At 74.3% G+C, this 19,242-nt stretch carries 19 protein-coding genes; 6 read left to right on the forward strand and 13 right to left on the reverse strand.

Annotated features, from left to right (window positions below; all coding sequences use genetic code 11):
• The first annotated feature begins 195 nt into the window (after window positions 1-195).
• From ACFTWP_RS29040 to ACFTWP_RS29050, 3 genes are all read left to right on the forward strand, one after another.
• Window positions 196-540 (forward strand): rodlet layer protein, encoded by a 345-nt coding sequence (locus ACFTWP_RS29040; RefSeq protein WP_380267878.1) that lies wholly within the window; start codon window positions 196-198, stop codon window positions 538-540.
• Between the two features lie 98 nt (window positions 541-638).
• Window positions 639-983: a rodlet layer protein gene (locus tag ACFTWP_RS29045; protein WP_190213999.1), complete on the forward strand. Its 345-nt coding sequence runs from the start codon at window positions 639-641 to the stop codon at window positions 981-983.
• A 287-nt stretch (window positions 984-1,270) separates the two neighbouring features.
• Window positions 1,271-1,528 carry a hypothetical protein gene (locus tag ACFTWP_RS29050; protein ID WP_380267879.1) on the forward strand — a complete coding sequence of 86 codons (258 nt, stop codon included), beginning with the start codon at window positions 1,271-1,273 and terminating at the stop codon, window positions 1,526-1,528.
• A 151-nt stretch (window positions 1,529-1,679) separates the two neighbouring features.
• Here the strand turns inward: ACFTWP_RS29050 and hemB are convergent, their stop codons facing one another.
• The 7 genes from hemB to ACFTWP_RS29085 all read right to left on the reverse strand — a co-directional run bounded on the left by hemB (window position 1,680) and on the right by ACFTWP_RS29085 (window position 9,087).
• Entirely contained in the window at window positions 1,680-2,660 is a 981-nt protein-coding gene (gene hemB / locus ACFTWP_RS29055; protein ID WP_380267880.1) for a porphobilinogen synthase, read from the reverse strand.
• Between the two features lie 62 nt (window positions 2,661-2,722).
• Window positions 2,723-4,396 (reverse strand): uroporphyrinogen-III synthase, encoded by a 1,674-nt coding sequence (locus ACFTWP_RS29060; protein WP_380267881.1) that lies wholly within the window; start codon window positions 4,394-4,396, stop codon window positions 2,723-2,725.
• The gene (gene hemC / locus ACFTWP_RS29065; RefSeq protein WP_380267882.1) at window positions 4,393-5,391 is read right to left on the reverse strand and encodes a hydroxymethylbilane synthase; all 999 of its coding nucleotides are present in this window, start codon (window positions 5,389-5,391) and stop codon (window positions 4,393-4,395) included. The genes ACFTWP_RS29060 and hemC overlap by 4 nt, the downstream gene beginning before the upstream one ends.
• Before the next feature lie 41 nt (window positions 5,392-5,432).
• Window positions 5,433-6,839: a glutamyl-tRNA reductase gene (locus ACFTWP_RS29070; protein ID WP_380267883.1), complete on the reverse strand. Its 1,407-nt coding sequence runs from the start codon at window positions 6,837-6,839 to the stop codon at window positions 5,433-5,435.
• Window positions 6,840-6,870: 31 nt separating this feature from the next.
• Entirely contained in the window at window positions 6,871-7,755 is an 885-nt protein-coding gene (locus tag ACFTWP_RS29075) for a redox-sensing transcriptional repressor Rex (RefSeq protein WP_380267884.1), read from the reverse strand.
• A gap of 101 nt (window positions 7,756-7,856) precedes the next feature.
• Window positions 7,857-8,594 carry an exonuclease domain-containing protein gene (locus ACFTWP_RS29080; protein ID WP_380267885.1) on the reverse strand — a complete coding sequence of 246 codons (738 nt, stop codon included), beginning with the start codon at window positions 8,592-8,594 and terminating at the stop codon, window positions 7,857-7,859.
• Window positions 8,595-8,808: 214 nt separating this feature from the next.
• Window positions 8,809-9,087: a glutaredoxin family protein gene (locus ACFTWP_RS29085; RefSeq protein ID WP_380267886.1), complete on the reverse strand. Its 279-nt coding sequence runs from the start codon at window positions 9,085-9,087 to the stop codon at window positions 8,809-8,811.
• A gap of 176 nt (window positions 9,088-9,263) precedes the next feature.
• Here ACFTWP_RS29085 and ACFTWP_RS29090 point away from each other — a divergent pair, with 176 nt between their 5' ends.
• From ACFTWP_RS29090 to ACFTWP_RS29100, 3 genes are all read left to right on the forward strand, one after another.
• Window positions 9,264-10,307 carry an HAD-IB family hydrolase gene (locus ACFTWP_RS29090; RefSeq protein ID WP_380267887.1) on the forward strand — a complete coding sequence of 348 codons (1,044 nt, stop codon included), beginning with the start codon at window positions 9,264-9,266 and terminating at the stop codon, window positions 10,305-10,307.
• A gap of 574 nt (window positions 10,308-10,881) precedes the next feature.
• Entirely contained in the window at window positions 10,882-11,706 is an 825-nt protein-coding gene (locus ACFTWP_RS29095; RefSeq protein ID WP_380267926.1) for an ECF subfamily RNA polymerase sigma factor, BldN family, read from the forward strand.
• Window positions 11,707-11,962: 256 nt separating this feature from the next.
• Window positions 11,963-13,189, forward strand: a complete 1,227-nt coding sequence (locus ACFTWP_RS29100) for a DUF5667 domain-containing protein (RefSeq protein ID WP_380267888.1) — start codon at window positions 11,963-11,965, stop codon at window positions 13,187-13,189.
• 83 nt (window positions 13,190-13,272) lie between these two features.
• Here the strand turns inward: ACFTWP_RS29100 and ACFTWP_RS29105 are convergent, their stop codons facing one another.
• The 6 genes from ACFTWP_RS29105 to ACFTWP_RS29130 all read right to left on the reverse strand — a co-directional run bounded on the left by ACFTWP_RS29105 (window position 13,273) and on the right by ACFTWP_RS29130 (window position 19,176).
• Window positions 13,273-14,280, reverse strand: a complete 1,008-nt coding sequence (locus tag ACFTWP_RS29105; RefSeq protein ID WP_380267889.1) for a lysophospholipid acyltransferase family protein — start codon at window positions 14,278-14,280, stop codon at window positions 13,273-13,275.
• Window positions 14,277-15,389, reverse strand: coding sequence for an NAD-dependent epimerase/dehydratase family protein (locus ACFTWP_RS29110; RefSeq protein WP_380267927.1), 1,113 nt, complete (start codon window positions 15,387-15,389; stop codon window positions 14,277-14,279). Before ACFTWP_RS29110 ends, ACFTWP_RS29105 begins: the two co-directional genes overlap by 4 nt.
• Window positions 15,390-15,627: 238 nt before the next feature.
• Entirely contained in the window at window positions 15,628-15,726 is a 99-nt protein-coding gene (locus ACFTWP_RS29115) for a 30S ribosomal protein bS22 (protein WP_003948845.1), read from the reverse strand.
• 189 nt (window positions 15,727-15,915) lie between these two features.
• Window positions 15,916-16,125 (reverse strand): helix-turn-helix domain-containing protein, encoded by a 210-nt coding sequence (locus ACFTWP_RS29120; RefSeq protein WP_063351305.1) that lies wholly within the window; start codon window positions 16,123-16,125, stop codon window positions 15,916-15,918.
• Window positions 16,126-16,633: 508 nt separating this feature from the next.
• The gene (locus tag ACFTWP_RS29125; protein ID WP_380267890.1) at window positions 16,634-17,830 is read right to left on the reverse strand and encodes an acetoin utilization protein AcuC; all 1,197 of its coding nucleotides are present in this window, start codon (window positions 17,828-17,830) and stop codon (window positions 16,634-16,636) included.
• Window positions 17,831-17,979: 149 nt separating this feature from the next.
• Window positions 17,980-19,176 carry an MFS transporter gene (locus ACFTWP_RS29130; protein ID WP_380267891.1) on the reverse strand — a complete coding sequence of 399 codons (1,197 nt, stop codon included), beginning with the start codon at window positions 19,174-19,176 and terminating at the stop codon, window positions 17,980-17,982.
• Window positions 19,177-19,242: the final 66 nt, after the last annotated feature.

A 19,242-nucleotide genomic window follows, 5' to 3' on the forward strand; every position in this document is an offset into this window, starting at 1 on the left:
CGGATGGTTTTCCAGATTCCGCGTAACCTTCCGGCCCGTCATTCTTTGATCTCAATGTCGCAGCCACGACGATGGCAGGACCGGATGCCGCAGCGCATTACAGAGTCCACCGCAATCTGGCCAGTGACCGCAGACCGGGTCTCATCGTTGAACGCCACGGAATCCGAAAAAGCATTTCAGAGAGGGATCTCCCCCATGCTCCAGAAGACTTTCGCCACCGCCGGCCTGGTCACGGCCGCACTGGCCATGGCTGCCGGCCCCGCCTCCGCCATCGCCGACTCCGACGGTTCGGCCGCCTCCCTCCAGGGCAACGGCGGAACCAACAACACCGGCACCTGGGGCGACCACAGCCCGAACTTCCACTTCCTGGACAACCCGAACATCTGCCTCCCCGAGATCCACAACATCGCCGTGGGCGTGCTCGGTGTGGCAGTGCCGGTCGAGGTCCCGATCGCCAACAGCGGTGGCAAGCAGTACTGCACCCAGGGCCAGGGCACCCAGTCCAAGGGTGACTCCGGGGTCTCGCACCTCGTCGGCTGACCTCCCGGCCACCGTCGGGACCAACTGAACCACTCCGCTCCACCCCTCCTGATCCACCCCGAATCGCCCCCGATTCACCCCCGAGAGGAACACCAGAAATGATCAAGAAGACCCTCGCCGCCGCCGGCCTCGCCGTCGCCGCGATCGCCATGTCGGCCGGTTCCGCCTCCGCCATCGCCGACTCCGACGGCTCGGCCGTCTCCGTCCAGGGCGACGGCGGCACCAACGCGACCGGCACCCACGGCGACCACAGCCCGAACTTCCACACCCTCGACAACCCGAACATCTGCCTGCCGGAGGTTCACAACATCGCCGTCGCCGTCGTCGGTGTCGCGGTGCCGGTCGAGGTCCCGATCCTCAACAGCACCCCGAAGCAGATCTGCAACGTCGGCCAGAACACCCAGTCCTCGGGCGACGCGGGCGTCTCGCACCTGATCGGCTGATCCACGCCGATGCCGGGCAGGCACGGCTGAACAGCCGGAGCCGAACACAGGTCCGTGGGGCTCGGGGGAACCACCTCCGAGCCCCACGGGCTTCTGTACGACGGCCGACCGGACGGTCCGGCAGGACGCGGCCCCCTTCGGGTGACAGACCCTCGGCGGGACGCGCGCCGGGACCGGCCCGCCGGCCTCGTGTGATCACGTGTCATGACAGGCCCCCCACCCGATCCCACCCACTCCCCGGCCCACCGGGCCCGGGAGGCGGATCGCAGGAGAGAGGACAGATCTCGATGAAGAGCATGCTCGGCAAGGCCGTTCTGACCGCCGTCGGCGCGCTGGCGATCGCCGGCGTCTCGGCCCCGGCGTACGCGCACGTCGGCGTGGCCGGAGGCGGCGCGTTCGCCGCCTCCGCCGACCCGGTGTTCGCGGCCGGCGACCAGTGGGGCGTGGCGCACACCAGCCACATCCTGACCGGCGCCCACCAGTGGGGCGCGGCCACCTCCACCGACCTGATCGGTGGCCAGGAGGGCTTCGCCCACATCGGCTGACCCCCGGACGGAAGCCACTGACACAGGCTCGGCTCCCGTCGCGCGTACCGGGCATGCCGGCGCAGCGCCGGTACGCACGAAGGCCGGACCCCGATCGGGGTCCGGCCTTCGCCGTCCGCGCGGCCGCGCCCGTGGGCCCGGCCGCGGCGGGTCAGCGCAGCATGGCGGCGGCCTCGACGGCCCAGTAGGTGAGGATCTGCTCGGCGCCGGCCCGGCGGATCGAGGTGAGCGTCTCCAGGATGGTCCGCTCCCGGTCGATCCAGCCGTTCGCGGCGGCCGCCTCGACCATCGCGTACTCGCCGGACACCTGGTAGGCGGAGACCGGGACCGGCGAGGCGTCGGCGATCTCGCGCAGGACGTCCAGGTACGCCATCGCGGGCTTGACCATCACCATGTCGGCGCCCTCGGCGAGGTCCTGCTCCAGCTCGCGCAGCGACTCGCGGGCGTTCGCCGGGTCCTGCTGGTAGCTCTTGCGGTCACCCTTGAGCGAGGAGCCGACGGCCTCGCGGAACGGCCCGAAGAAGGCGGAGGCGTACTTGGCGGTGTAGGCGAGGATGCCGGTGTCCTGGTGCCCGGCCTCGTCCAGGGCGCGGCGGACCACCCCGACCTGGCCGTCCATCATGCCGGACGGGCCGACCAGGTGGACGCCCGCGTCGGCCTGGACCACGGCCATCTCCGCGTACCGGAGCAGCGTCGCGTCGTTGTCCACACTGCCGTCGGCCGCCAGCACGCCGCAGTGCCCGTGGTCGGTGTACTCGTCCAGGCAGAGGTCGGACATGACCACCAGCGAGTCGCCCACCTCGGCGACCACGTCGCGGATGGCCTGCTGCAGGATGCCGTCCGGGTTGGTGCCCTCGCTGCCGACCGCGTCCTGAACCTCGGGGACGCCGAACAGCATGACGCCGCCCAGGCCCGCCTCGGCCGCCTGCACGACGGCCTTGCGCAGGGTGTCACGGGTGTGCTGGACCACGCCCGGCATCGAGGAGATCGGCACCGGCCGGCTCACGCCCTCCCGGACGAACAGCGGCAGGATCAGCTCGGCCGGGTGCAGCCGGGTCTGGGCGACCAGCCGGCGCATCGCCGGGGTGGAGCGCAGCCGGCGCGGGCGCACGTGCGGGAATTCGGCGGACACTGCTTCTCTCCGTACGGTCGGGCGTCGGGGGAGGCCGCCCGGCCTCCCCCGACGGGAATCTCTCAGCGGGCCTTGCGGCGCGAGCCCGGGCGGCGCTCGCTGGGCCGGTAGACCGGCTCGCCGGCCGCCGTGGCGGTGTCCCGGCGACGGGCGCCGAAGTCCGCGAGGGCCTGGGCGAGCGCGGCGGCGGACGGCGCGGGGGCCATCACGTCGACCCGCAGGCCGTGCTCCTCGGCGGTCTTCGCGGTGGCCGGGCCGATGCAGGCGATCACGGTCACGTTGTGCGGCTTGCCGGCGATGCCGACCAGGTTGCGCACGGTCGAGGACGAGGTGAAGAGCACCGCGTCGAAGCCGCCGCCCTTGATCGCCTCGCGGGTCTCGGCCGGCGGCGGCGAGGCGCGCACCGTCCGGTACGCCGTCACGTCGTCCACCTCCCAGCCCAGCTCCACCAGGCCGGCCACCAGGGTCTCGGTGGCGATGTCGGCACGCGGCAGCAGCACCCGGTCGATCGGGTCGAAGACCGGGTCGTACGGCGGCCAGTCCTCCAGCAGCCCGGCGGCGGACTGCTCGCCGGAGGGCACCAGGTCCGGCTTCACGCCGAAGTCGACCAGCGCCTGCGCGGTGGTCTCGCCGACCGCCGCGACCTTGATGCCGGCGAAGGCCCGGGCGTCCAGCCCGTACTCCTCGAACTTCTCCCGGACCGCGCGCACCGCGTTCACCGAGGTGAAGGCGATCCACTCGTAGCGGCCGGTCACCAGGCCCTTGATCGCCCGCTCCATCTGCTGCGGGGTGCGCGGCGGCTCCACCGCGATGGTGGGCACCTCCTGCGGCACCGCGCCGTACGAGCGCAGCTGCTCGGAGAGGCCGGTGGCCTGCTCCTTGGTGCGCGGCACCAGGACGTTCCAGCCGAACAGCGGCTTGGTCTCGAACCAGGAGTGCGAGGAGCGGTGCGCGACCTGCTCCCCGACCACGGCTATCACCGAGGTGGCGGTGTCGACCGGCGCCGAGACCGGCGAGGGCAGCACCCGGGCGGCCTTCAGGTCGGCGGCGATGGTGGCCAGCGTGGCGGTGAAGCTGCGCTGGCGGGTGGTGGTGCCCGACAGCGTCGCGCAGAACGCGGAGTCCGGCTTGCGGCCGTTGGCGACCAGCGCGTTCGCGGTGGCGGGCAGCTGGCCGAGCGTGGTGCGCACCACCAGGGTGGTCTCCGGCGCACCGAGGTCGACCGGACCGCCGGCCAGCAGCGCCGCGCCGTCCACGAAGCGGACGTCGGTGCCGTTGCTGCCGCGCAGCGGCACACCGGCGTAGGCGGGCACGCCGACCGACTGGGCGACGCCCGGGATCACCTCGAACGGGATCGCGGACTGGGCGCAGGAGAGCATCTCCTCGGCGGCGCAGCCGTCCAGGCCCGGGTCGCCGTCGACCGTACGGACCACGTGCTTGCCGGCCCGGACGGCCTCGGCCACCAGCCGGGCCAGGTCGAACGCACCGTCCTGGTCACCGGCGCCGGGGGTGTGCACCTGCACACCGGCCGGACAGTGGCTGCGCACCGCGGCGGCGGTGAGCGGGTCGGCCACCAGGATGTCGGCCGAGGCCAGCACCTCGACGGCGCGCAGGGTCAGCAGTCCCGGGTCCCCGGGGCCCGCGCCCAGGAAGGTGCAGCGCCCGGAGGGCGCGGGCCCGGCCTGGAACGGGCTCTCGCCCGGGAGGGGGGTGTCGGTGGCAGCGGTGGGGCTCATCGGGCTCGCTCCCCCATCAGAGTGGACGCGCCCGCGTCGAGCAGCCGGGCGGCGAGCGCGTGGCCGAGGGCTCGCGCGTGCTGCTCGGCCGACTCGTCGAGGACGATCGGACCACTGGCGGACATCTTCAGCAGGGTGGCGCCGTCGACGGTACCGACCACGCCCTCCAGCAACAATTCGGATCCGCTGCGCCAGGTCGCGAGAGCCGCGACGGGAGCGGAGCAGCCGGCTTCGAGGGCGGCCAGCAGGGCGCGCTCGGCGGCCACCGCGACCCGGGTGGGGGCGTGGTCGAGGGCGGCCAGCAGCCCGGCCAGCCCGCTGTCGGCGGCGGTGCACTCGATGGCGAGCGCGCCCTGGCCGGGGGCCGGGAGCATCAGCTCGGGGTCGAAGTGCCAGCTGACCTCGCCGGCCCGGCCGAGCCGGTTGAGGCCGGCCGCGGCGAGGACCACCGCGTCGAGCTCGCCGGAGGCCACGAAGCCGATCCGGGTGTCGACGTTGCCGCGGATCGGCGTGGTCTCGACCGCGTGACCGCGGGCGGCGGCCCAGGCGTTCAGCTGCGCCGTCCGGCGCGGGGAGCCGGTGCCTATCCGGGCGGCGCGCCCGGCACCGGCCAGCTTCTCCACCAGTGCGGCGAGGTCGAGGCCCTCGTGGGCGACCAGCGCGTCGCGGGGGTCCTCGCGCTCGGGGACGGCGGCCAGCACCAGCCCGTCGGGGGCGGCGGTGGGGAGGTCCTTGAGGGAGTGCACGGCGAAGTCGATCCGGCCCTCCAACAGCGCGTCGCGCAGGGCGGACACGAAGACGCCGGTGCCGCCGATCTGCGCGAGGGCCTCGCGGGACACGTCGCCGTACGTGGTGATCTCCACCAGTTCGACGGGGCGCCCGGTGACCCGGGTCACCTCGCGGGCGACCATGCCCGACTGCGCCACGGCCAGCGCGCTGCGGCGGGTGCCGAGCCGCAGCGGCGCGGCCTGGTCGGTGAGCGGTTGACCATTCATGAGGCGATCGTCCCGGTGGTACTCGTGGGATGGCTGACGGTTCATCTGGCGGCCTCGCCCGTGAGGCTGCCGTTGGCGGGCCGGTTGAGGCCCTGGGTCTGCGGGCCGAGGGCCTGCTGGCCCACCTGCGGGGAGCCCTTGGCTCCGACCGGCGGCCCGGAGACCGCGTGGACGGCCGCCGGGTCGAGGTCGAAGAGCTCGCGCAGGGCGTCCGCGTAGGAGGCACCGCCGGGTTCGGCGGCGAGCTGCTTCACCCGCACGGTGGGTGCGTGCAGCAGCTTGTCCACCACGCGGCGGACGGTCTGGGTGATCTCGGCGCGCGAGCGCTCGTCCAGGTCGGGCAGGCGGGAGTCCAGCCGGCCGAGCTCGGCGAGCACCACCTCGGAGGCCATCGCGCGCAGCGCGACCACCGTGGGGGCGATCCGGGCGGCGCGCTGGGCGGCGCCGAAGGCGGCCACCTCGTCGGCGACGATGCCGCTGACGGCGTCCACGTCGCCGGCGCCGGGGGTGGCGGCGTGGGCGTGCGAGAGGCTCTCCAGGTCGACCAGCAGGGCGCCGGCCAGCTCGTGCACGGCGTGGTCGACGTCCCGCGGCATGGCGAGGTCGAGGAAGGCCAGGGGCGTGTCGCCGGTCCGGGCGGCGACGGCGGACGCGACGTCCTCGACCCTGATCACCACGCCGGCGGCGCCGGTACAGGAGATGACCAGGTCCACGTCGGCCAGCGCCTCGGGCACCTTGGCCAGGTCGAGCGTGCGGACGTTGCCGCCGCCGAGGTTGGCCACCAGCCGCTCGGCCCGCTCGGGCGTGCGGTTGGCGATCAACAGTTCGGACACCCCGGCGCGGACCAGCGTGGCGGCGGCCAGCGAGCTCATCGAGCCGGCGCCGACCACCAGGGCCCGCTTGCCGGCGATCTCCCCGGCGCCGGCGGCGATCTGGTCCAGGCCGAAGGTGACCAGCGACTGGCCGGCCTTGTCGATGCCGGTCTCGCTGTGCGCCCGCTTGCCGACCCGCAGGGCCTGCTGGAACAGCTCGTTGAGGTCGCGTCCTGCGGTGTGCTCCTCCTGCGCGCGCGCGAGCGCGTCGCGCAGCTGGCCCAGGATCTGGCCCTCGCCGACGACCATCGAGTCCAGGCCGCAGGCCACCGAGAACAGGTGGTGGACGGCGCGGTCCTCGTAGTGGACGTAGAGGTGCGAGGTGAGCTCCTCCAGGTCGACACCGCTGTGGTGGGCGAGCAGGAGGGACAGCTCGGCGACGCCGGCGTGGAACTTGTCCACGTCCGCGTACAGCTCGATCCGGTTGCAGGTGTTGACCAGGGCGGCCTCGGCGACGGTCGCCGTCGCGGCGGCGTCGTGCAGCAGCCGGGTCGGGACGTCACCGGTCAGCGCGGCGCGCTCCAGCACCCCGACGGGGGCGGTGCGGTGGCTGAGTCCTACGACCAGCAGACTCATGACAGCCCCCTGCCCGGACGGATTCGCTCGGTCATGCCGGCATCACCGCCGAGACGTCCCCGCCGCCCGACTGGGCGGGGCCGCCCTTGGCCGGCTCCGCCTCGGTCTTGGCGTCGGCCCGCTTGGCGGTCGCGCCGGCGGCGCGGCGCAGCTTCGCGGCGGCCGCCCGGACCGGGCCAGGGGCGCGGTCCAGCACGGACTCGCCGCGGTCGGGCTCCTCGCCGGCCTTGCGCTGCTCGTGGAAGGCCAGGATCTGGAGCTCTATGGACAGATCGACCTTGCGCACGTCCACGCCGTCCGGGACGGTCAGGACGGTGGGCGCGAAGTTCAGGATGCTGGTGACGCCCGCCTCGACCAGCCGGTCGCAGACCTGCTGGGCGGCGCCGGGCGGGGTGGTGATGACGCCGATGGAGACCGCCTGCGTCTCCACGATCTCCTCCAGCTCGTCCATGTGCCGCACCGGCAGTCCGGCCGCGCTGCTGCCGACCACGGCGGGGTCGGCGTCGAGCAGCGCCGCCACCCGGAAACCGCGGGAGGCGAAGCCGCCGTAGTTGGCGAGCGCGTGGCCGAGGTTTCCGATGCCCACGATCACGACCGGCCAGTCCTGGGTCAGGCCGAGCTCGCGGGAGATCTGGTAGACGAGGTACTCGACGTCGTAGCCGACACCGCGGGTGCCGTACGAGCCGAGGTACGAGAAGTCCTTGCGCAGCTTCGCGGAGTTGACGCCCGCGGCGGCCGCCAGCTCCTCGGAGGAGACGGTGGGCACCGAGCGCTCGGAGAGCGCGGTCAGTGCCCGCAGGTACAACGGGAGGCGGGCGACTGTCGCCTCCGGGATTCCCCGGGCACGCGAGGGTCGGCGCGCGGCGCCCTGGTCGGGCGTCTGCGAACTGCTCTGTGGTGATCGGCCGATTGCCACGGTGCTCCTGTGGGTGAAGCTGGGCTTAGGCAGCCAGGCTATGCGTTTGTGAACGTGTGCACAAAGATGGTGTCCGATTTGTCCGTGAACAGTGACGCGCATCACGCCGGGAATCCCATAGCACCGGTGTCCTTCAGCGTCGCGGCCGGGGGCTGCACACCGAGTGGCCGAGGCCCGTACGGGACCTCCCGCCGCAACACCGGCGCCGGCTCCCCGGCGGCCCGGGACCTCGCCCGCGCCAGCCTCGGCCACGGCACCCGGGCGGCCTCCCGCAGCGGCTCCGCCCAGGCGGCCGGAGGGCAGGAGCGGGCCCGTATGCAGTGGCGGAGCAGATCGGCGGTGGCCCGGGCGTCGCCCAGGGCGGTGTGCGCCGGGTACCAGCCGAGACCCGCCGCCCGGACGCAGGCCGCCAGGCCGAAACCGTCCGCCTGCGGCAGGTGGGCCCGGGCGAGGTGCATGGTGCAGAGCAGCGGGACGTCCGGCCAGGGCACCCCGATCCGGGCGAACTCGCGGTCGAGGAAGGCCCGGTCGCAGGTCACGTGGTGGCCGACCAGGACCCGCCCGGCCAGCAGCTCCAGCAGGTGCGGGGCGACCTCGCGAAAGCGCGGGGCGCCGGTCACGTCCGCCTGGGCGATCCGGTGCACGTGGGTCGGGCCGACCGGGCCCAGCGGGTCGAGCAGGGTGGCGAACTCGGCCTCGGTCCGCAGCTGCTCGTCGAGCAGCACCACCGCGACCTCCACCACACGATGGCGCCAGGGGCTGCGGCCGGTGGTCTCCACGTCGACCACGGCGAAGCCCGCGGCAGCGGAGGCCGGCGCCGGGATTCGGCCGGGAAGCATGACTGCTCTCCTCTGCGGTCGGCCCCCTCTGGCGCGAAAACGAGGTTAGATCGTAAGCCGACCAAGAGGTCCATTCACAGCCGTCTCCCACGTTTTCTTCGCCACACCGGCCGCCGCGCCGGCCGCCACGCCGACCGGCGCTCGGCCGCCCGCGGGCCCGGAGCGGACCGCGCGGCCGGCCGGCCCTCCCCCGCCCGGACCGCGAAGCCCCCGGTCAGGCCCCCAGGGCCGCCCGCAGCCGGCGCTCGTCGACCCGCCAGAAGTCGTGCTGGCGGCCGTCGATCAGGGTCACCGGAATCTGCTCCCAGTACTTGCGGTACAGCTCCTCGTCCTGGGTGATGTCCCTCTCCTCGAAGGCGGCACCGGTCTCCCCGGTGACCCGGACGATCACCTCGCGGGCGTCGTCGCAGAGGTGGCAGCCCGGCTTGCCGACCAGGGTGACGGTGCGGTCGGCCGGGTTCGAGTTCTTGTCGCGTCGCAGCAGTGGGCTCACCCGGCCATTGTGCGCCAGCGCCGCGCGCCGTTCGCGGACGCCCGTCCGGACGCACGCACCGGTCGGCGGACCGGGCCCCGCGGCAGCTCTCCGCGTCCCCGTCCGTACCTGGCTGTTAACGGTGCCTGCACGCCGTAGTCACGGGTGAGCGGCCCGTCCTGGCTATGCTCGGTGCCATGGCCGTGCTGCGAAGGCTCACCCAGGCGAGGCGTTCCCCCACCGAGCGGACCGCGCTGGCGGGCGAGGCCGCCGCCGAGGCGGCGGAGGCCGCCCTGCGCGCGGAGCCCGTACCCGCGCCGGACGCCGCCGGCCCGCGCACCGACCCGCTCTCCGGGCCCGCGCCGACGGCCGACGGGGACGCGGAGCGCGCCGCCACCGCCGCGGGCGGCGGGAAGCCCGCGAAGGGGCCCCGGCCGCCGGCCGGGAACCACACGCCGGACCCGGACGACCCGCGCGCCGCCGCCTTCTTCGACTGCGACAACACCATCCTGCGCGGCGCCGCGGTCTTCTACCTCGGGATCGGCCTGTACCGGCGCCGCTTCTTCACCCGCCGCGACGTGGCCCGCTTCGCCTGGCAGCAGGCCTGGTTCCGGCTGCACGGCACCGAGGACCCGGCCCACATGGCCGACGCCCAGCACACCGCGCTCGGGCTGGTGGCCGGCAAGCGGACCACCGACCTGGAGGAGATCTGCGAGCAGATCTTCGAGGAGGTCATCGCCGAGAAGATCTGGCCCGGCACCCGCGCCCTGGTCCAGATGCACCTGGACGCCGGGCAGCGGGTCTGGCTGGTCACCGCCGCACCGCAGGAGGTGGCCAGGATCATCGCCCGCCGGCTCGGCATGACCGGCGCCCTGGGCACGGTGGCCGAGGCCGAGGGCGGCTACTACACCGGCCGACTGGTCGGGGAGCTGCTGCACGGTCCGGCCAAGGCGGCCGCGGTGCGCTCGCTGGCCCGCCGCGAGCGGCTCGACCTCGACCGCTGCGCGGCGTACAGCGACTCGGCGAACGACATCCCGATGCTCTCGCTGGTCGGCCACCCGTACGTGGTGAACCCGGACGGCGCGCTGCGCCGGCACGCCCGGGCGATGGGCTGGCGGGTGCGCGACTTCCGGACCGGCCGCAAGGCCGCCCGGGTGGGCATCCCGGCCGCCGCCGCGCTCGGCGTGGTCGCCGGGGCCACCGCGGCGGGCGTGGCGGTCCACCGCCGGCGCACCGCCTGACCGGTCGCGCCGCCGGGCGCCGGGTCGCCCGCCACCCGTCGCGACGTCAATCCGGGTGCCGGCCCGACCCCTCGTACGAGCGAACTCCGGGGCCCGGAGGCGGGTCGGGCAGCCGGATTGCGGACCTGCCACCGGATGACCGGATCTGATCGTTCGACAGCGCCCGAAAGTCGGGGATTGCCGGGCCCGGAGTCAGGGAAACCGCCGCCCGCACCACCGAAGTGGTCACCGAGCGCTCTCATCCGATCACGTTGAGCCGGGCGAATGACGTCAGCTCCGGTCAGTATCAGCTACATCTGCACGCCGAGCGGATCCCAAACGGCCACTTCGGCAACAGGGTGTAGCTGTCATTGCACAAAGCGTTATTCTCTCCTGGATGCACGCCTCCCCGTGCGTCCCTCAGGGCCGGGGCGGGGTGTGCTCTCCGCGCAGGCGGAGGTGATCCGTCCACAGTTCTGCCTCTGGGAGTCCCGTGTACCCACCCGTCCGGAACGACGCGCCTGCTCCCTCCCGCCCGTCGCCCGCGCCCCTGCGCTCCCGCTCCAACCGGGTCCGGCAGGCCTCCGACCGGCAGATCTCCACCGGCCTGGACCTGCTGCGGACCCTGCTCCGCTCCCAGTTCCTGCCGTCCCCCCAGCTGGTGCCCGCCGGAGCCGCCTTCGCGATCGGCCACGCACACCCTCCCGGGGCGGCCCTGCGCTCCACCGCGACCACCGGCGGCACCAACAGCAGCAGCGGGACCAGCGGCGGCACCGGCGCCGGCACGGGCACCACCGGCACCCGCGGTCGCCCGGCCGCGGGCAGCACCCGGGGGCGGGCCCGGACGGCTCCCAGCCCCGGCTTCGAGACCGAGCACAACCCGATCATGGAGCTGGTCGAGCGGGCCCAGGCCGGTGAGAGCGAGGCCTTCGGGCGGCTCTACGACCACTACGCGGACACCGTCTACCGGTACATCTACTACCGGGTCGGCAGCCGGGCCACGGCCGAGGACCTCACCAGCGAGACCTTCCTCCGCGCGCTGCGCCGGATCGGCACCTTCACCTGGCAGGGCCGCGACTTCGGCGCCTGGCTGGTGACCATCGCCCGCAACCTGGTGGCCGACCACTTCAAGTCCAGCCGGTTCCGGCTGGAGGTCACCACCGGCGAGATGCTCGACTCCAACGAGTGCGAGCGCAGCCCCGAGGACTCCGTCCTGGAGCGGCTCTCCAACGCGGCGCTGCTGGAGGCCGTCGGGCGGCTCAACGCCCAGCAGCAGGAGTGCGTCACCCTGCGCTTCCTGCAGGGCCTCTCGGTCGCCGAGACGGCGCGCATCATGGGCAAGAACGAGGGCGCGATCAAGACCCTTCAGTACCGCGCGGTGCGGACCCTGGCCCGCCTGCTGCCCCCCGACGCACGGTGAGCGGCGGAGTGATCCGGCGGAAATCGGGTGCCCCGTCACCGGCTCCGTCCGGCCCACACGTGCGGGTGAACGGTCGGTCCGATGATCAGTCGTGCGTAACCGACCGCCCGCACCACTCGTTGGCCAGCGTGCAAGCCTCCACCAGGCGTACGGTCAAGCCGGATCGCGACCTCTCACCCGATGGAGTGGCTTTGGCCCGCCGAGGCAACCGTCCGGCAGGCCGGGGTGTCGACAACGACGAAGGGAGGTGTGGTCCGTGACGGCAAACGTGCTGGAGCACCGGCGGGCGAAGGCCTTCGCCGAGGCGCTGGAGGCCCACCAGGTAGAGCACCGGGACGCTGCGCGGCCCGCCGACGCCGCTGACCGCGGGGACGCGATGGGCGCCCTGCTCAGCATGGCCGACTCGCTCGGCGCACTGCCGGGCCCGGAGCTGGACCCGGAGGTCCGAACGGTCCAACGCGCCCGGCTGATGGCCGCGTTCGAGCAGGAATTCGCCGGCGGCGCCGGGGCCACCGTGCCCAGGCAGCGCAGGAGCCGCGCCCACCGGGCCGTCCCGCGCGGGCGCTGGAGCCGCCGGTTCGCCATCGGCGGGCTGGTCGCGGGCATCGCCGTCGGCAGCTTCGCCGGCGCCGCCGCCGCGAGCACCAACGCCCTGCCCGGCGACACCCTGTACGGGATGAAGCGCGGCCTGGAGGGGCTCCAGCTGGACCTCGCGGGCTCCGACAGCGAGCGCGGCGCGCTGCTGCTCGACCAGGCCTCGACCCGGCTCGGCGAGGCCAAGGGCCTGCTGGGACGCGCCGGTTCGCCGACCGGGCTGAACCCGGACACCGTCGAGCAGGTCCGCCGGGCGCTCGCCGACATGCACGCCGAGGCCATCAAGGGCCGCGAGCTGCTGCGCTCCGTCTACCGCAGCAACGGCTCGCTGGAGCCGATGCGGATGCTGGCCGGGTTCGCCGAGGACGAGGACGGCCGCTGGTCGGAGCTGCAGAGCCGGCTCCCGGTCCAGCTCACCCAGGAGGCCGGCCGGGTCGACCGGCTCTTCGACGACATAAGCGAGGACGTCGCGCCCCTGCGGCTGACCGAGCCGTCCGCCCAGGGCGGTTCGGCGGACGGCAGCGGGGCGGGCGGCGGCGAGCACGCGGGCGGTCCGTCCGACAGCGGGCAGACCGGCGGCGACCCGGCCGGCGGCACCGGCGGAGCGAAGCCGGGCACCGCGGGCAAGGCACCCTCGGCCGGGGCGTCCGCGAGCGGTTCCGGCGCGCCGAGCGCGACCCCGGGCAACCCCCCGGCGGCCGTCGGCGGCCTGGTCGACGGCCTGGCCAACGGCATCACCGGCACGCACCCCTCGCCGAGCCCGGACGCCACCGCGGGCGGGTCCACGGCCGCGCCCACCGGCGCGGCGAGCGCCGCTCCGAGCAGCCAGCCGGGCCTGGACATCCCGCCGCTGATCCCCGGCCTGCTGCCGGGGCTGAAGCTGGGCTGACCGGGCGCAAGCAGCAGGGAGGGGCCCGGGCAACCGCCCGGGCCCCTCCCTGCTGCGCTGTCGGCCGGTGCCTGCGGCCGGCTTCAGAAGAACACCGAACGCCGCTGCACCAGCAGCTTGTAGAGGGTGTGCTGGATGGTCTCGCGGACCTCGTCGGTCAGGTCGAAGACCAGCATCGGGTCGTCCGCCGCCTCCGGCGGGTGGCTGTCGGTGGCGATCGGCTCGCCGAACTGGATCGTCCACTTGGTCGGCAACGGGATCGCGCCGAGCGGCCCCAGCCAGGGGAAGGTCGGCGTGATGGGCACGTACGGCAGGCCCAGCAGCCTGGCCAGCGTCTTGGCGTTGCCGATCATCGGATAGGTCTCTTCCGCCCCGACGATCGAGCAGGGCACGATCGGCACCTGGGCGCGCAGCGCGGACGCCACGAACCCACCGCGGCCGAACCGCTGGAGCTTGTACCGCTCGGCGAACGGCTTGCCGATGCCCTTGAAGCCCTCCGGCCAGACCCCGACCACCTCACCGCGCTCCAGCAGCGCCTGGGCGTCCTCGTTGCAGGCCAGGGTGTGCCCGGCCTTGCGGGCCACCTCGTTGACGCCGGGCAGCAGGAACACCAGGTCGGCGGCGAGCATCCGCAGGTGACGGCGCTGCGGGTGGTGGTCGTGGATGGCGACCTGGGTCATCAGCGCGTCCAGCGGGATCGTCCCCGAGTGGTTGGCGACGATCAGCACCCCGCCCTCGGCCGGGATGTTCTCGATCCCGCGCACCTCGACCCGGAAGTACTTGTCGGCGAGCGGGCGCAGCAGCGACAGGAAGACCGCCTCGGTCAGCTCGCGGTCGAAGCCGAACTCATCCACCTCGTAGTCGCCGGTGATCCGGCGGCGCAGGAAGGACAGGCCGCCGGCCGCCCGGTCCTCCCAGCCCTTGCCGAACAGGCGGGTGGCGGCCGGGCCCAGCCGGCCCGCCAGCGCACCGCCGACCGCGTCCGCCAGCCGGTCGGCGAGGCCGGCCTCCGGGGCCTCGTTCCAGCTCGGCGCGGACTCGATCGGGATGACCTTGGCCTCGCCCGTGGCGTACTCCCTCGCGGCACTCATCGCGGGTTCAGCTCCTGTGTGGGGTGGGTCGGGTGTGCCGGGTGGCGGACCGGGGCGCCCTCGGGCCCGAGCAGCGCCGTGAGGCGGTCGGTGACGGCCGTCAGGCGTGCCGGTGGCAGCAGGCCCGCGCCCTGCGCGGCGGCGAAGTCGCCGAAGGCCTCCGCCGTGGTGAACCGCGGCTGGTATCCGAAGGTCTCGCGCAGCCGGGTGATGTCCACCACCCGGCCGTGGGTCAGCAGCCGGAGCTGCTCGGGCGAGAAGTCCGCGAGCCGGGTCTGGCGCACGAGCCCGGCGACCCAGCCGATCACGGGCTGGAGCATCGGGACGGTGGGCCGGCCGAGCCGGCGGGCGCACTGGGACAGCAGCAGGACGCCCTCGCCCGCCACGTTGAAGGTGCCGGTGTTGACGGTGCCGGCGACGGGCTCGACGGCGGCCCGGCAGAGCACCTCGATCACGTCGTCCTCGTGGACGAACTGCAGCCGCGGATCGTGTCCGAGGACGGTCGGCAGGACCGGCAGCGCGAAGTACTCGCAGAGCGGGGTGTCCCCCACCGGGCCGACGATGTTGGCGAACCGCAGCACGCTCACCGCGACGTCCGGGCGGCGCCGGGCGAAGCCCCGGACGTAGCCCTCGACCTCGGCGGCGTCCTTGGCGAAGCCCCCGTTCGGCAGGTTCTTCGGCTGCATCCGCTCGGCGAAGACCGCCGGGTCGCGCGGGGCGGAGCCGTACACGCCGGTGGTCGACTTCACCACCAGGCGCCGCAGGCCGGGTGCCTTCTGGCAGGCGCCGAGCAGCTGCATGGTGCCGATGACGTTCGACTCCTTGACGGCGCTGCGGCCGCCCGGGCCGGGCCCGGTCGCGCTGACGTTGAGGTGGACGACGGTGTCGACCTGGTACTCGGCGATCACCCGGGCGACGGCGGGGCGCCGCAGGTCGAGCCGCTCGAAGCGGTAGTCGGCCGCCGGCCCCTCGGGCTCGGCCACCGGGTCGCGCGGCGGCTGCGCGTCGACCCCGACCACCAGGTCGATGTCGGGACGGCGGCGGATGTCGGCGACGAAGCGGGCACCCAGGTGCCGTGCCACGCCGGTGACGAGCACGACCTTGCCCACGGTGTTGACGTCCTCCTCGGCCGATCCGCCCTGTTCTGCGTGCACCGTACCGCGCCCGCGTTGCGGTGGGGTGTCCCCGTGCGCCCGAGTCGTGCGGTATTGCCCGGCGGGCCGCGCCGGAGCACCGGTGTCGGCCCCGCCGGAGCCGGAATCCCCCCGGATACGGCACTGCCCGCCCCGGCCGTGAGGGCCGGGGCGGGCAGGAAAGCTCCAGGCCGGCAGTGCGCGGCCGTAGGGCTTACTTCTTGTTGCGACGCTGAACGCGAGTCCGCTTCAGAAGCTTGCGGTGCTTCTTCTTGGCCATACGCTTGCGACGCTTCTTGATGACAGAGCCCACGGAACAACCCTCGCTCACTGAGACTCTCGTCCGTGTGAGACGGAGTCCATACGACTGACGGAGGGCCTAGCCTACCTTCCGCGCGGCTCGGGCTGTAATCGCGCTCCCGGCGGCCGGGAAACTCGCGGGAAATCTGCGGCAAACGGGTGCGGGACCCACTGGCTGCGGGCCCGCCCCACCGGTTGTCGGCTACGCGCTCTCAAGCCGCACGTATGACTCCTTGAGGTACTCGTGGACCGCCTGCTGGGGCACCCGGAAGGAGCGGCCGACCCGGATGGCCGGCAGCTCTCCACTGTGCACCAGCCGGTAGACCGTCATCTTGGACACCCGCATGACCGAGGCAACCTCCGCCACGGTCAGGAAGACGACCTCCTGCAGGGGGCGTTCGCCGGAACTCATGACCTCACCCGACCCTTACCCGTGTGCAAGGCACCGGCTTCCCCTCCGGTGACTCCACCGGCACACGTGTATCCCCAGAGTAGTTAAGGGTGGTACCAGTGGGAAGAGGGGGAAGCACCCTGCTCGTACGGTGCGAGATCCCCCCGTTGCAGTACGTAGTCACTAGGCGGTCTGGCGGAGCCCGCCCGCGCAGCGCCGTCGACCGGTTGCGCACGTGGCGGCCGGTCCGGGCGGGGTGCGCGCGGCCCCGGGCCCGGCCGGTGCGGGCGGGCCCGGCGGGCGGCGGCCTGCGGGGCGGCTCGGGCCGGCCCGGCCGGGGTGCGGCGCGGGAGGCCGCCCACCGGGTGCCGGTCGGCCCAAAAGGCGCACGGAAGCACGGCCCGCGCACGCGGAGCGTGCGTGCCCCGGCGCGCCCCGGCACGCGCCGCGGCGAGCGCCCCCGCCCGCCGGCCCGCCGGCGGACCCTCCCCGGGCCGGCGGGGCTGCCCGGACGGCCGGACGGCCGGGCTCAGGGCAGCAGGCCGTGGTGCGGGAACACCGCCCGCCGGGCCGCGAGGATGGCCTGGTCCAGGCGGTCGGACGGGTCGTAGCCGCCGTCGAAGTCACGCCACTGCGGGCCGGCGCCGTCCGTCATCCGCAGCGGACCCTGCCGGCGGGTGCGTCGGTAGACCTCCGCCCGCCAGTCCGCCGGGGTCTCGGCGGCCGGGTCCACCGGCCGCCCCGCCGCCGTGGCGACCAGGTGCGTCCAGGCCCGGGGCACGACGTCGACGACGGCGTAGCCGCCCCCGCCGAGCGCGATCCAGCGGCCCCCGGTGTGCCGGTGGGCCAGCTCGTGCAGTTGCTCGGCGACGTACCGCTGGGCGTCCAGGGTGACGGCGAGGTGCGCCAGCGGGTCCTCGACGTGGGTGTCCGCGCCGTGCTGGGTGACCAGGACCTGGGGGCGGAACGCCGCCAGCAGGTCGGGCACCAGGGCGTGGAAGGCGCGCAGCCACCCCGCGTCGCCGGTGCCGGCCGGCAGCGGCAGGTTGGCGGCGCTGCCGGGGGCGGCCGGCCCGCCGGTCTCGGTGGACCAGCCGGTCTGCGGGAAGAGCGTGGCCGGGTGCTCGTGGAGCGAGACCGTGAGCACCCGGGGGTCGTCCCAGAAGGCCTGCTGGACGCCGTCGCCGTGGTGCACGTCCACGTCGACGTAGGCCACCCGCTCGGCCCCGAGCTCCAGCAGCCTGGCCACCGCGAGCGCGGCGTCGTTGTAGACGCAGAAGCCGGAGGCCTGGCCGGGCATGGCGTGGTGCAGGCCGCCGGCGAAGTTCACCGCGTGCGGGGTCTCGCCGCGCCAGACCGCCTCGGCGGCGGCCACCGACTGGCCGGCGATCAGCGCGGAGGCCGAGTGCAGGGCGGGGAAGGACCAGTTGTCGTCGGTCCCCAGGCCGTGTCTGGAGTCCCGCTCCTCGGGGTGCGCGGCGGCGTACTTGACCGCCTCGACGTACTCGCGGGTGTGCACCAGGCCGAGGGTGGAGTCCCCCGCCGCCGCCGCGGCCCGGACGGTCACGCCGGGCCCGGTGGTCAGCCCGAGGGACTCGGCGAGGCTCATGGTGAGCGCCAGCCGGGTCGGGTCCATCGGGTGGCCTGGGCCGAAGTCGTAGCTCGTGACGGCCTCGTCCCAGAAGAGGTGCAGGCCGCAGGGGGTTTCACGCTCGGCGTCGGGCATGGCCTCCACGGTAGTGGGTGGGGCCCGGCGGTCCTCGCGACGGGTGGGCGCGCGACTCCCGCCGGGGCGGGCCGCCGCGGGTGTCGCGTCCCGGCCGCCGCAGCGGCCGGGGCGGTCGGGGCGGTCGGGACTGCCGGCGGCCGGGGCGGTCAGGCGACCTCGACCGGCTTGCGCACCGCGGCCGGCGCCGGGGCGAAGTGCCCGGCCAGCGGGATCACCGCGAGGATCAGCAGCATCGGCGCGAGCAGCGCCCAGCGGTACGAGCTCGCGTCGGCGATCGCGCCGACCAGCGGCGATCCGATCAGGAAGCCGACGTAGTTGAACAGGTTGAGCCGGGCCACCGCCGCGTCGGAGTCCGCCGGGAAGAGCCGCCCGCCCGCCGCGAACACCTGCGGGATGATCGCGCAGATGCCGAAGCCGAGCAGGGTGAAGCCCGCGATGCCCACCCACTGGCCGGGTGCGGCGGCCGCCACCGCGAAGCCGAGCGCCGCCAGCGCCGCGCCGCCCCGCACCACCGGCACGGCGCCCCAGCGCTGGACGGCCCGGTCGCCGAGGGTGCGGCCGAGCAGCATCGCGACCATGTAGCCGAGGTAGGAGAGCTTGGCGACGTCGTCCGGGCTGCCCAGGCCGTCGGTGAGGTACTTGACGCTGTAGTTGGAGACCGAGGCGTCCGCGATGTAGGCGAAGGCCATCGCCAGGCAGAGCGGCAGCAGGGGGCGCCACGGGATCGAGCGGGCCGCGGCCTCGCTCGCCTCCCGGACGGCGTCGCCCAGCTCGGCCGGCCCGGCGAACCGGGTGCCGGCCAGCAGCGCCAGCGGGATCAGGACGGCGGCGGCCGAGCCGAACAGGGCGAACAGGCTGAGGTGGTAGTGCGAGCCGAGGCCCGCCAGGGCCGCACCGAGAATGCCGCCCAGGCTGAAGGCGGCGTGGAAGCCGAGCATGATCGAACGCCCGTAGCGGTGCTGCAGCCCCACCCCGAGCATGTTCATGCTGGCGTCGAGCGCGCCGACCAGCAGCCCGAACGCGCCGAGGGCCAGACCGAGCTGCCAGAGCTCGCCGCCCAGGCCGACGGCCGCCAGGGTGAGGCAGAGCGCGGGCTGGACGACCCGCAGCACCCCGCGGGCGCTGGTCCGCTTCACCAGGTTCTCGGAGGCGATCGACCCCACGCCGGCCAGGATCGGCACGGCGGCGAGGAAGACCGGCAGCAGGGTGTCGTCCAGCCCGTACCGGTCCTGGATCTCCGGGATGCAGGTGACCAGCAGGGCGAAGGTGACGCCCTGGAGGAGGAAGCTCACGGCCAGGGCGACGCGCGCCTGCCGCAGCCGGAGCGGGACCTCGGTGCTCATGCGGGACCTCGCTACTGGCCGGTACGACGATGTTGGCGTGAGCGTAGGCGGTGGGCGGGGATTTGG

Source organism: Kitasatospora sp. NPDC057015 (assembly GCF_042673745.1).
Lineage (GTDB): Bacteria > Actinomycetota > Actinomycetes > Streptomycetales > Streptomycetaceae > Kitasatospora.

Coding starts and splice junctions, on each gene's coding strand:
- ACFTWP_RS29120 (WP_063351305.1), bottom strand. CDS start 16,125: ATGAGTTCCGGCGAACGCCCCCTGCAGGAGGTCGTCTTCCTGACCGTG.
- ACFTWP_RS29080 (WP_380267885.1), bottom strand. CDS start 8,594: ATGCTTCCCGGCCGAATCCCGGCGCCGGCCTCCGCTGCCGCGGGCTTC.
- ACFTWP_RS29070 (WP_380267883.1), bottom strand. CDS start 6,839: ATGAGTCTGCTGGTCGTAGGACTCAGCCACCGCACCGCCCCCGTCGGG.
- ACFTWP_RS29040 (WP_380267878.1), top strand. CDS start 196: ATGCTCCAGAAGACTTTCGCCACCGCCGGCCTGGTCACGGCCGCACTG.
- hemC (WP_380267882.1), bottom strand. CDS start 5,391: ATGAATGGTCAACCGCTCACCGACCAGGCCGCGCCGCTGCGGCTCGGC.
- ACFTWP_RS29125 (WP_380267890.1), bottom strand. CDS start 17,830: ATGCCCGACGCCGAGCGTGAAACCCCCTGCGGCCTGCACCTCTTCTGG.
- ACFTWP_RS29050 (WP_380267879.1), top strand. CDS start 1,271: ATGAAGAGCATGCTCGGCAAGGCCGTTCTGACCGCCGTCGGCGCGCTG.
- ACFTWP_RS29060 (WP_380267881.1), bottom strand. CDS start 4,396: ATGAGCCCCACCGCTGCCACCGACACCCCCCTCCCGGGCGAGAGCCCG.
- ACFTWP_RS29105 (WP_380267889.1), bottom strand. CDS start 14,280: ATGAGTGCCGCGAGGGAGTACGCCACGGGCGAGGCCAAGGTCATCCCG.
- ACFTWP_RS29130 (WP_380267891.1), bottom strand. CDS start 19,176: ATGAGCACCGAGGTCCCGCTCCGGCTGCGGCAGGCGCGCGTCGCCCTG.
- ACFTWP_RS29090 (WP_380267887.1), top strand. CDS start 9,264: ATGGCCGTGCTGCGAAGGCTCACCCAGGCGAGGCGTTCCCCCACCGAG.
- ACFTWP_RS29045 (WP_190213999.1), top strand. CDS start 639: ATGATCAAGAAGACCCTCGCCGCCGCCGGCCTCGCCGTCGCCGCGATC.